14 protein-coding genes and 1 riboswitch are annotated in these 11,644 nt (G+C 32.9%); of the genes, 11 read left to right on the top strand and 3 right to left on the bottom strand.

What is annotated here, in order from left to right; all coding sequences use genetic code 11:
• The first annotated feature begins 33 nt into the window (after positions 1-33).
• The 4 genes from C1Y58_RS15765 to C1Y58_RS15750 all read left to right on the top strand — a co-directional run bounded on the left by C1Y58_RS15765 (position 34) and on the right by C1Y58_RS15750 (position 3,706).
• Entirely contained in the window at positions 34-492 is a 459-nt protein-coding gene (locus tag C1Y58_RS15765; protein ID WP_105617043.1) for a hypothetical protein, read from the top strand.
• A 55-nt stretch (positions 493-547) separates the two neighbouring features.
• Complete coding sequence (locus tag C1Y58_RS15760) at positions 548-886, top strand: hypothetical protein (protein WP_105617042.1); 339 nt, start codon at positions 548-550, stop codon at positions 884-886.
• 215 nt (positions 887-1,101) lie between these two features.
• Positions 1,102-2,094, top strand: coding sequence for a DUF4349 domain-containing protein (locus C1Y58_RS15755; protein ID WP_105617041.1), 993 nt, complete (start codon positions 1,102-1,104; stop codon positions 2,092-2,094).
• 121 nt (positions 2,095-2,215) lie between these two features.
• The gene (locus C1Y58_RS15750) at positions 2,216-3,706 is read left to right on the top strand and encodes a glycoside hydrolase family 66 protein (protein ID WP_157950140.1); all 1,491 of its coding nucleotides are present in this window, start codon (positions 2,216-2,218) and stop codon (positions 3,704-3,706) included.
• 42 nt (positions 3,707-3,748) lie between these two features.
• On the opposite strand, the gene C1Y58_RS15745 is transcribed toward C1Y58_RS15750, so the two are convergent.
• A complete protein-coding gene (locus tag C1Y58_RS15745) occupies positions 3,749-5,029 on the bottom strand; it encodes an O-acetylhomoserine aminocarboxypropyltransferase/cysteine synthase family protein (RefSeq protein ID WP_105617039.1) in 1,281 nt (426 codons plus the stop codon).
• A gap of 62 nt (positions 5,030-5,091) precedes the next feature.
• Positions 5,092-5,192, bottom strand: a riboswitch (SAM riboswitch).
• A 39-nt stretch (positions 5,193-5,231) separates the two neighbouring features.
• Positions 5,232-6,170 carry a collagen-like domain-containing protein gene (locus C1Y58_RS15740; RefSeq protein WP_105617038.1) on the bottom strand — a complete coding sequence of 313 codons (939 nt, stop codon included), beginning with the start codon at positions 6,168-6,170 and terminating at the stop codon, positions 5,232-5,234.
• 194 nt (positions 6,171-6,364) lie between these two features.
• Here C1Y58_RS15740 and C1Y58_RS15735 point away from each other — a divergent pair, with 194 nt between their 5' ends.
• From C1Y58_RS15735 to C1Y58_RS15725, 3 genes are all read left to right on the top strand, one after another.
• On the top strand, positions 6,365-6,913 hold the full coding sequence (locus C1Y58_RS15735; RefSeq protein ID WP_105617037.1) for a DUF4489 domain-containing protein: 549 nt from the start codon (positions 6,365-6,367) through the stop codon (positions 6,911-6,913).
• 102 nt (positions 6,914-7,015) lie between these two features.
• Complete coding sequence (locus C1Y58_RS15730) at positions 7,016-7,555, top strand: serine/threonine protein kinase (protein WP_157950139.1); 540 nt, start codon at positions 7,016-7,018, stop codon at positions 7,553-7,555.
• A gap of 125 nt (positions 7,556-7,680) precedes the next feature.
• Positions 7,681-8,208: a DUF4489 domain-containing protein gene (locus C1Y58_RS15725; protein WP_105617035.1), complete on the top strand. Its 528-nt coding sequence runs from the start codon at positions 7,681-7,683 to the stop codon at positions 8,206-8,208.
• Between the two features lie 55 nt (positions 8,209-8,263).
• On the opposite strand, the gene hpt is transcribed toward C1Y58_RS15725, so the two are convergent.
• Positions 8,264-8,803, bottom strand: a complete 540-nt coding sequence (gene hpt / locus C1Y58_RS15720; protein WP_105617034.1) for a hypoxanthine phosphoribosyltransferase — start codon at positions 8,801-8,803, stop codon at positions 8,264-8,266.
• Between the two features lie 252 nt (positions 8,804-9,055).
• Between hpt and C1Y58_RS15715 the strand changes: the two genes are divergently transcribed.
• The 4 genes from C1Y58_RS15715 to C1Y58_RS15705 all read left to right on the top strand — a co-directional run bounded on the left by C1Y58_RS15715 (position 9,056) and on the right by C1Y58_RS15705 (position 11,643).
• Positions 9,056-9,949: a carbohydrate kinase family protein gene (locus C1Y58_RS15715; protein WP_105617033.1), complete on the top strand. Its 894-nt coding sequence runs from the start codon at positions 9,056-9,058 to the stop codon at positions 9,947-9,949.
• A gap of 166 nt (positions 9,950-10,115) precedes the next feature.
• Positions 10,116-10,244, top strand: a complete 129-nt coding sequence (locus C1Y58_RS27070; protein ID WP_278286120.1) for a hypothetical protein — start codon at positions 10,116-10,118, stop codon at positions 10,242-10,244.
• A 39-nt stretch (positions 10,245-10,283) separates the two neighbouring features.
• Positions 10,284-10,904 carry a DUF4004 family protein gene (locus C1Y58_RS15710; protein ID WP_105617032.1) on the top strand — a complete coding sequence of 207 codons (621 nt, stop codon included), beginning with the start codon at positions 10,284-10,286 and terminating at the stop codon, positions 10,902-10,904.
• The gene (locus C1Y58_RS15705) at positions 10,897-11,643 is read left to right on the top strand and encodes a hypothetical protein (RefSeq protein ID WP_105617031.1); all 747 of its coding nucleotides are present in this window, start codon (positions 10,897-10,899) and stop codon (positions 11,641-11,643) included. Before C1Y58_RS15710 ends, C1Y58_RS15705 begins: the two co-directional genes overlap by 8 nt.
• Position 11,644: the final 1 nt, after the last annotated feature.

The raw sequence follows: 11,644 nt of genomic DNA, 5'->3' as shown, positions 1-11,644 counted from the left end.
TATAGTAGGAGTTCAAGTTGAAAGGATGGGAGAATGAATATTGAAGAAGAGAAATTTCTAAGTGTTTTAAAGAAAGTAAAATCCGATAAGCTAATATGCCACAGAGTTAATAAAGAAGATACCTCTGAGAAATTTCGCAAGATAAAAAAAGTAGCTTACTATGACCTCGATAAATACAACAGTAAGAAGCAAATAGTAAATCGAAAGTTATACAAAAAAATCGAACAAACCTTCATCAATAAATTCAAAAAAGAAATATCAGATCTAGGTATCAGTGAAACGGTATTTAAGAATCCAACTATTAATATGGATGCAATCCAAATAAATGAAACAACTGTTGATGGAAAAAAAGTTATTAATATAACAGCTTTAGCGGATATAGAGGAGATAGTCAATGTTGAGGGGGTCGACTATTATTACAATATGACAGTCCCATTTTCAATTACTAAAATTGGCTTAGAGGATAGCACAGATTGTCCTTCTGATGAATAGTATATACTAAACAACCCTTAATGAGGGTCGATTAATAAAAAGGAGGATTTTATCAATGAGTGAATTTGAAGGATACGAAGAGGTTAAGGAAGAATTGGAAGAAGAATTTGAAGAGGAATTTGATGAAGAAGTTGACGAAGAAGAATTAAGATGGCACGGTCATAACGAATGTATCTGCCCACGTCCATTAAGACCACCTCATCGAAGATTATTTAAAGAGAACGAAAGAATCAAAGATACTGACTTATCTATTTTTACTGTAGCAGGTTACTTTGATATTGAGAAATGTGTAGATTTAGATGACAAATGGTGCCGTTATAAAAAACACAAATTCTATTTAGAAAAATTCTACCCATTCCAATTTGTTATCGTAGCAAAGAGAGATCGCTGCTAGTGGAATTATAACTTACTTTGGAATTAAAACAACTATATAAGATTGGAATCCCTATAGAAAGCAATTTCTATCAGGGATTCTTTTTTTCCATATTATTAATAAGGATTATGAGATATAATGTTTAATATACATATTAATGGAACCAACTGAAGTTTTTTTACGTCTAATAGTTAAGAAAAAAATTAACATAAGTTTTTTGCAAAGGGGGAAGCAAATTGAAAAAGATAATAAGTTTATTTGTTTTAGTTGTGATGTTGTTGATGGTTGTATCAGGGTGTTCATCTAAGGAATCACAAGATTCAGTTGCAAATGAAGCAGCCTATGATAGAGGAGCAACAACTGCTCAAAAAAGTGATGAGGTTAAACTAACCTTTGGTGAGGCGACAGGATATACATCCCAAGAAGAGGCTAAAGAAGAGCCAAAAGAAGAAAGTGCAACATCTGATAATTCAGATGGGCAAGAAGAAAATACTGAGAAGTCCCTTGGTGATGAACCAAAGCTGATTATAACAAGATATTATGATATTGAAACATTAGACTATGAAAGAAGTACTCAATTTATTGAGGAGCAGGTAAAGCATCTAGACGGTTATATCGAGCACTCAGAGATTGAAGGCGGAAGTATAAATAATCAATACGGTTATCGTTCAGCTTATTATAAAGTACGTATACCTAAGGGAAAAGAAGATGTATTTGTTGAACGCCTTGGGGATATTGGAGTCATAACGAATAAGCGAGAAGAAGCAGAAGATGTGACCTTGGAATATTACGATATGGAATCACGCTTGCATACAAAAGAAGTGCAACAAGAAAGATTACTAGCCATATTAGATGAGGCAGATGATCTTGAAGCGATTATTAAGTTAGAAAAGGAACTTGCCGAAGTTACCTATGAAATTGACTCAATGACTAGCCAATTAAAACGTTGGGATAATCTTATTGATTATACAACACTTTATATAAGTTTACATGAAGTTCAAGAAGTAACAGAGGTCGTTTTCAACCCTAGTTTAGGTGATAAAATCTCTAAAACCTTCCAAGGCTCCATTGAGGCTTTAAAGAGCCTGGCAGAAGGATTACTATTATTAACAGTTGGAGCCATTCCGTTTATTATTATTTTAGGTATACTTGCAGCATTCATCATACCAATATGGAAAAAGAACCGAAAAAAAATACATCTTAATAAGAAGAAAGACGATGAAGAATAAGAGGGACTCATAAGAGTTCTTCTTTTTCTAAATTTGTATAAATATTAAAACTTGTACCATCGTATGATTATAATAAGCCCTATAAAAATTCAACTTGGCTTTTTAAGAAAGGGGGATGAGGTTGCTTATTAGGAATGTAGTACCCGATAAAAGCCAATATATGATGGGAGATCAGGTTAAGCTTACAATTGATTTAGAAGGTGCTGATCAGTATAATCATACCATTAAACTCGAGATACAGATAATGAAGTGGACCAACCTTTTAGATGTAGAAACATTACACCAAGACATTGAAAGAGATAGGGAATCCATGAAGCTGCAATATGATCTAGAGTATAGTGAGTGGCAAATAGGAGGTTATGGTATTGATGTAATACTCTATCAAGGATATAAAAAGGTGCATCAGTACTCCTTGTCTATAGATTTTACTTATGAATCTCACCATTCAACGCGTATAGCTATGGTAGATGCAATCAACGAAGAAGTTATTACTCACTTTAAGCAATTGCATATTAATTATTATTTTCTTACAACATATAAATTTTTTGAAAAATCAAAAAATAAAGAAAGCGGTATCAACCATCTTCTCTATTTACCATTAAAAGATAAATGGGAGGCCCACTATGAAGAACGGCGTCATTGGAGTATATTAGATAAAAAGCATCAACATAAAGATGCGCTAGACGAAATAATTAATAGTTTAGAGCATAAGCTTACATGGCTTAAAGGAACATTTAAAAGGTATGTTGTATCCTTAGTCGAATACATCAACGGTGTGGTATTAGGTGTTGAAGGTATGAATTATGAAGATTTTCGTTCGCAATTTGACTTAGTCAAGGAAATTAGTAAGTTGAACAAGGAATTATTTATTTATAGAGATTACTATTGGCCTATCAAGAATTATGATATAACAGAGCAGGCTGCTCTTATTTTAAAAGTTCGCCAACCTTACTGTACATATTATCAACTAAAGAATATTATTCTAGAGGGAAAGTACTTTAGTCATTATAAGCCTGTTATTATTGATTGCCAAATACCTAAGTTACATAGCATACCACATGAGATAAACAGTTATAAATTACTACTAGCTACCATATTCTCTAATGGTGGATATTATCTTCTGCATCGTATTAAAAAGGATCTTTTAGAGGAAATAAGAGCTTATTTTGATTTTCAAATACGATACAAGGACGTTCTTTTTGAAGAGAATGTGAGTGATGTAACAAAAATCTATTATCGTTTAAAGGATAATTATGGATGCTTTGAGAACTTCAACTATAGTGTAGCTGCATTAGAAAATAAAGTGTGGTTAATTATTAAAGAGGGAAGAGGCTTTCTTTCCATTTCCCTTATTAATTTATATAATAATTCAAATAACTGGACAGAGAAAAAAAATGCAATTCATAAATTAAAAAATCTGAAATTTAATTTACCTATTGATTTTCGTGTTGACACTGTTTTTTTAGCATCACCTGATAAAAAATTAGGTCAGCCTATTCAACTGAATTTTGAGATTCAAAAAGTCGATAAAAAGGATGTTCTTATTTTTAAGGATGATCTATTAAATTTTTGGGATTTAATCGTAATCACTAAGAAGATAGAAGTACAGTAAAATTGGGTTACTTGGCAAGTAACCCAATTTTGCTGTGTAGTTTTAAATACTCTCTAATGCCTGATTAAGATCAGCTATTAGATCATCAACATCTTCAATACCAATAGAAGTCCGAATCAATGATGGGGTTATTCCAGAACTTCTTTGTTGCTCCTCAGATAATTGCTGATGGGTTGTAGAAGCAGGATGAATGATTAAGGACTTAGCATCCCCAACATTAGCTAAGTGTGAGAAAAGCTGTACGTTATCAATAAACTTGGTACAATCCTCTTTAGTACCTTTAATATTGAAGGTAAATACTGCACCAGCTCCTTTTGGAAAATAGCGTTCTGCTAGATCCTTAAAAGGACTGTTTGGTAAGTTAGGATAATGAACGCTTTCAATTTTAGTGTGTGTGTCTAAAAATTCTGCAATGGCTTTTGCGTTGTTAATATGTTTTTCCATCCTAAGAGATAAAGTCTCCAGACCTTGTAGTATAAGGAATGCATTAAATGGGCTAATAGCTGCACCAGTATCTCTTAATAAGGTTACTCTAGCTCTGGTTATAAAGGCCAACTCAGGAACAATATCGCTAAAGACTAGGCCATGATAACCGGGTTCTGGCTCTGATAGTAGAGGGAATTTTTTGTCTTTACCCCAATCAAAATTACCACCATCAACGATAACACCACCAATAGAAGTACCATGTCCTCCCATAAATTTTGTTGCAGAATGAACAACAATATTAGCTCCGTGTTCCAGCGGACGCAATAAATAAGGGGTAGCAAAGGTATTATCAACTATTAAAGGTAAATGATGTTCTTGAGCTACTTGAGCAATCTTATCAATATCCACCACATTAGCATTGGGGTTACCGATGGATTCAATAAAAATGGCTTTTGTTTGTGATGTTATTGCATTAGCAAAGTTTTTGGGGTCAGCTGGATCAACAAATTCCGTTGTAATACCAAAACGTGGTAGGGTATTAGCAAATAGATTATATGTACCACCATATAATGTGTTTGCAGCAACAATATGATCACCATGTTGGCAGATAGCAAGTATTGCATAGGTAACAGCTGAAGACCCTGATGATACGGCTAAAGCAGCCTTTCCACCTTCTAAAGCAGCGACTCTTTCTTCAAGAACAGCTGTAGTTGGATTCATGATTCTTGTATAGATGTTACCAGCTTCTTCTAAAGCAAATAATTTGCTTGCATGTTCAGAGTTATCAAATACATAAGCTGTAGTTTGATAAAGAGGAACTGCACGAGAACCTGTTGTTGGATCAGGATTTTGACCAGCATGGACTTGTAATGTATCAAATTTCAATTCTTTTTTCATATGATAACCTCCTTATAAAATAAAACTCCTCTAGAGAGATCTAGAGGAGAATACATTCTCTTGACTTATCTCTCAGATTTAATATCTGCAGGATTTAGCACCGATGCTTAACGCCGGTTGCTGGGCTTCAAAGGGCCAGTCCCTCCACCACTCTTGATAAGAATATTTTAAATTGTTGAATTATTTATAATACTTTACCACGTTACATCTCTGATGTCAACCCTCTTTTTTCTTTATATTTTTCGATACTAGCTATTTTACTTATGGAAAGTGCGAAATAGTCATGGTCAGTTGTTAAATCTAGTGGTTTAACCAATATAATACCAATACCTATTCCTACAATCATTACTTTATTAATATTAAAGTAATATTGATCACCTAAGGTGTTGATATTAATAATGATTTCATTTGCTTGTAGCTGTTGAAGCCTCTGTCTAAAAAAATACTCACATTCACTAAAAGAGTATTGTGGTAATATAATAAGCCCATTTAGTAACTCATCATCAGTAATTTCATCTGCTCGAACTGTAAGTTTTATACCAATCAATTGCCAGATAGGTATGATAAAGTCACCAATCTCAATCATAAAATTTTCAATGGGACTTAAAGGATTATTTATGTAGCAAGGTTTTTGAGTAGTAGTACAAAAATCAACAGTTACAATATTTAAAGTTAGCAAATGGTTTATAAATTTTTCCCAAGCCATTAAACTCCCTTTGCCTATAAATTCACCGGAATCACCCTTTTCACCTTTAGGTCCCAGATCACCTTTAGGACCTCTATCACCTTGTAGTCCCACATCGCCTTTAGGACCTCTATCACCTTGTGACCCCATATCGCCTTTAGGACCTCTATCACCTTGTAGTCCCACATCGCCTTTAGGACCTCTATCACCTTGTGGCCCCATGTCGCCTTTAGGACCTTTCTCACCTTGTGGTCCGGTATCCCCTTTAGGACCTTTCTCACCTTGAGATACAGTCTCTTCTTTAGACCCTCTTTTAACTAGAGGGTTTGAATTCTGTTGATCATGTAACATATTATTATTTACTTTTGCTAATTCATTTGAATTTACTTTTGTTAACTTGTTAATTGCTAAACGATCTTCATGTTCTACCTGATCTTTATGACCTATTTTTTTCATAGCTCCACCTCGATTTATTTTTGATATAAATAGTACTTAGCTTTTGAGATTGAATATGGAATTTATTCAGTTTAAAGGTATTAGTATATTATATTAAAATTAATCATTAGGCATGTCACATAAATAGCCACTAGAGAATAGTATATATTAGGACAAAGCTTAAGTCCCCAATATTTTATAAGGATGGTGAAATCATGTCAGATTATAAAGAAATGGAAAGAGACTATGACAGTGATAGAGGCCGAGATTGTAGAGATTGTGTTCGCTGTAGACGACCAGGTCACCCTCTACCTAAACCAATTTTATTTGAATGTGGTACTGGTAGTGGTTTCTCAATGTCCGATGGTGGTCCTACAACAATTGCCTGTTTAGCTAATACTGAAAGAGCATTAGGAACAGTTGTTCTTGATACTACATGCTTATGTCAACCTAAATGTATGATCCAATTTTCAAGTAACGTTCATTTTGTTCCAGATAATGGATCAGGAGAGGTTGAACTGTTATTCCAATTGTTCAGATCATGTGATGGTGGTCAGGAGCTTCAATTAGATAGTTGGACTTTTAAAATTGACGACGAAGGCGATATTTTTTCTCAAACATTTAGCTTTTTCTATTGCGATTGTAATTCTTGCCCAGGATGCTGCACTTATTCTATAAGATGTAAACCTTGTGTAGTAGATGATTGTTCTATTTGCGTTAATGATTGTCATATTGCTGGATTTGCTAGAGAAGGATGTAGCTAATTAATTAATTTAAACATTCATAATAAAAGCTTGGTGATTTATCATCATCAAGCTAATTTTTTCATTTAAGTAATTATTTAAGGATGTTAAGGCGGTGTTATTGTGAGTAAACAGATTTTTGGAATAAATACGAGGGATTTGATAAGAATAGGTGGTGGAAAAGAGGGGGCTATATATATGACACCTGATAGAAAGGTTTTAAAGGTATATCTTTACCCACAACGATGCATATCAGAGTATAAAATACTTAGGGAAATGGAAGGCAATAAATACTTTCCTAATGTTTTTGAATGTAAGGGAAGATTCATGTTAAGGGAGTATGTTGAAGGAATTCATTTTAGAGATTATATTAAAGAGAATGGACTTTCAAAAAAATTAGCTATGACATTAATAGATTTTGCTGAGGAGTTTGATAAGATAGGTTATGTAGATTTCGATGGTTTAAATAAACATGTCTTAATACTTAATGATAATGAGATCAAGGTTATTGATCCCGTTAAAAAGAGAAAAACTAAATTATATGTTTATTTAATAAGAGATTTAAATAAATTAGGTGTACTTAACGATTTTATAGATATTTTAAGAAAGAAACGCCCTGATCTAGCTTTAAAATGGATAAAAAATAATAAGCCTAAAATATAAAAAAGATAAAAGAGTCTATTCTATTATAGATTCTTTTTAGTTATTTCCAAATATGGGGTAGCAAAGTACTTATAGTAGAATACAATATATTATGCTTAACTTGGGATAATAAAGGGGAGGATGACGTGGCTAATGGTTATTATACAGGGTTTTTAGAATATAAAAACCTTGACATGGAAAAAACTTATAATTATACCAAGCCAAAACCAATTATTTTGGAATGTGGTACATGTAATGAATATTCTTTTACAACTGAAAGTAGTATTCTTTTCATGACAAATCCCCACCAAGTATGTATGCCAATAGCACTTGGTAACGTAAGCATTGACACAAAGTGTCTATGCAGACCTAAAGTTAAAATTGATTTTTCATGTAATGTCCATTTTGTGGAACTTGATATGACGGGGTATGTGCAAATAGAATTTCTGTTATATAGGATGTTTAATTTTAAACAAGAAATTCTTATTGGTTCTTGGTTTTTCAGAGAGGTTATTGAATCAGCTCAAACCTTCAATATTTTTTACTGTGATACGAATGTATTTCCAGAGTGCTACCAATATTCTATAAGATGCAAAATTATTGATATGGATGCATCTAATATCAATATTACCAATTGTCATATTGCAGCATTAGCACAATCAGGATGTGATTGAGAAAGGGATACATAATAAAGGGCTCTTCTAGAGGAGCCCACATAGTAATTAGCTATTATTTTTCATAAACACTTCTTTTTAATGTTCCGATAAATGGAAGATTTCGATAATGTTCTGCATAATCAATACCATAGCCGATAATAAATTCATCAGGTACTTCGAAGCCAAGATAATCGATTGTTACATGATTGACTCTTCTTGAAGGTTTATTAAGTAATGAGCAAATTTTTACTGAGGCAGCTTTACGATTCATTAAATATTCTTTTAGGTAAGATAGAGTTAAGCCTGTATCAATGATATCTTCAACGATTAAAATATCTTTACCTTCGATATCAAAATCTAAATCTTTAATGATCTTAACGACACCACTGCTGACAGCTTCTGTTCCATAACTAGAAACAACCATAAAATCCATCATAATGGATTGATCAATTTGTCTTACCAGATCACTCATAAATATATTAGCACCTTTTAAAATACCCACAACTAATAGGTCTTTATTAGCATAATCTTTTGTAATTTCAACGCCTAATTCACTTATTCTTTTTTCAAGATCAGTTTCAGATATTAAAACTTGGTCTATATCATTTCTCATAATAATAACCACCCTTATCTATGATAGAATTCATGCTTTTTACATCCAGATTTATTATAACAGATAATAATCGAATATTAAAGGGGGAAATTTTTAAAATGTTCGATTACTATATCGTTTTTTATTTTTCAATTTGTAAAAACTCAAATAAATGCTATAATTAATTTAGAATACCGTTTGCACAAAGTAACCAACAGGTTATGAATTCTAGATTGAAATGTAATGAAAATATTTTTAAGGGAGCAGTTTAATATGAAAAAAGTCTTGATTATTGGAGGTACTACTCTAGATTCTATCATTTATTTGGAGAAACTGCCTGAACCAGAGCCCCAAACCATTCACTATGCTGATTTTAATGAAGCATTAGGATCTACTGGCGCTGGAAAAGCTCTGAACTTAACAAAACTCAATGTCGATAATACCCTACATTCCATCATAGGGAATGACATCTATGGTGACCGGATTAGAAAGGGCCTTGAAGAGAGAGAAGTTAAATTCATCTACGATATAGATTCAAAGGGAACTGAAAGGCATGTCAACCTAATGGATCCAAACGGACAAAGGATCTCAATTTTCATAACTCAGTCATCTGTTGACTTATCGTTAGATATGGAACGACTAGAGACGTATATTAAAGAATGTGATCTAGTAGTGTTAAATATCGTTGGATATACAAAGCAACTTATTCCATTGATTAAAAAGTACAATAAACCAGTTTGGACAGATCTACATGATTATAATTTTGGTAATCCATATCACCAAGATTATATCCAAATAGCTGATTATATTTTTGTAAGTTCAGACAATATGAGTGACTATAAGCCTATTATGGAAAAGTGGATAGTAGAAGATGGTAAAGAACTTGTAGTATGCACTCATGGGAAGAAGGGATCAACAGCTTTGACTAAGGAGCGAAAATGGATTGAGACACCCATTGTTGATGATTATCAATTTAAAGATGCTAACGGTGCAGGAGATAGCTTCTTCTCAGGTTTTTTGTATGGCTTCCTAAAGGAAAAATCGATAAAGGATTGCTTACAACTAGGTACAATTTGTGCAGGGCTTTGCATCACATCAAATGAACTTGCATTGGAAAATTTAAATGAAGATTTATTGAACGAAGAATTCAATAAGCATTTTAGATAAGATTTACATTGTCATTCCCAATCTAATAGACTACTCATTAGGAGTAGTATTTTTTTTGCTGATTAATAGTGCGTAACAATGTTACAAAAAGATATTGACAGCGAAACATTGTTATGCTACCATGTAATTAATAAAACAAAACATTGTTACATTGGAGGTGTGTTACATGAATGAATTAGATTGCTGTTTATATGGTGTCGGATATATAGGTGTTAGGCGTGATGAAATAGAGGAAGAATTAAAAGGAAGAAAATATGGCAAAAGCGTTAAGTTAAGAAAACCTAAACGTAAATAAGGAAGAATAAAGACCTTAGATGAATGAAGGTGGTGTCACATGGAAAGAGAAATGATTTCAAAAAAAGATTTATTAGAGCTAAAAGGGATTTCCTACGGTCAGCTATACAGGTGGAAGAGGAAAAAATTATTACCGGAAGAGTGGTTTGTGAAAAAGTCTAGTTATACAGGTCAGGAGACTTTCTTTCCAAAAGAAGCCGTTTTAAAGCGTATTGATATGATTATTGATTTGAAAGATAGATATTCTTTAGATGAACTTGCAGATATTTTCTCGGCCAATAGTAAAAAAGTTTCAATAACAAGAGATGATTTAGCAACAACGCGTTATTTTAGTCAGTATACTCTAGAACTCTTGAAAGATGAAGAAATGCTTAGTTTTAGTGTTATAGCCAAGTGCATTATACTGGAAGAGTTTAAACGTCATATGGATATTCCTAATGAAAAGGGGAATGAAATTTGGAACTTACTAAGTAAGATGGATCTAGATAATAAACATTATATTGTCTTTATGAGTAATCAAGAACAAATTTTAATTAAAGAAGAGTCCGCAGAAATATACTATGAGCAAGATTTTGGTTTTAGAGAATTTTTTAATTCTTATCAATGTAAAGAACGAGTAGACGAAATAGTAGAAAGCCTTGGAGGTATGTCAAATGAGTGATAAAAGTAATTTAAATATTGTTGGTGTTGGTAATACCTCAGGAGGAAATTATGAAAAGGTTTTAATAATGGGCGTAGCAGTTATAGAAGGCAGTGTAACAATAAGAAAACACAAATGTTTAGGTGTTGCAACTGTTAAGGGGAATATTACAGTTGCCGATAAATATTCATTATTTGGTACACAGACTGTTGATGGGAATATGAAAGCCAAATCTGTTAAAGTCAGAGGAACAGATAGAGTAAAAGGTACCTTGGATTGTGAAGAAATCCATATAGCAGGAACCGGAATATATTCAAAAATCAGAGGTATTAAGAAGATTGACACCAAAGGTGTTATCAAAATTCAAGAAAGTTTAGAATGTAATCAATTAGAAGTAAGAGGTGTATTAGAGGCAAAGGAGGAAATTGCCGCTGAGAAAGTGATGCTTAATGGATCTTTTCATGTAGATGGGTTGCTGACAGGAGATGTTATTGATATTACATTAAAAGATAAAAGTTATGCAAGGGAAATCGGAGGTCAGACCATCAAAGTTGAGTCAAAAGGGACCTTAGTCAATAAAGGTCATTTAAATACCGAGAGTATTGAAGGGGATAACATCCAACTTGAGTCAACGGAAGCAAAGCTGGTAAGGGGTAAAAATGTGATTATTGGAAGTGGTTGCGTTATAGAACGTGTTGAGTACAAGAGTTCTGTTAATATCTCATCAAAGGCCAAGGTAAATGAAGTAGTTCAAGTCTAGG

The organism is Vallitalea okinawensis, assembly GCF_002964605.1.
In the GTDB taxonomy this organism is placed as follows: Bacteria; Bacillota; Clostridia; order Lachnospirales; family PQDH01; genus Vallitalea_A; species Vallitalea_A okinawensis.
This window is presented reverse-complemented; position numbering and strand designations above follow the sequence as displayed.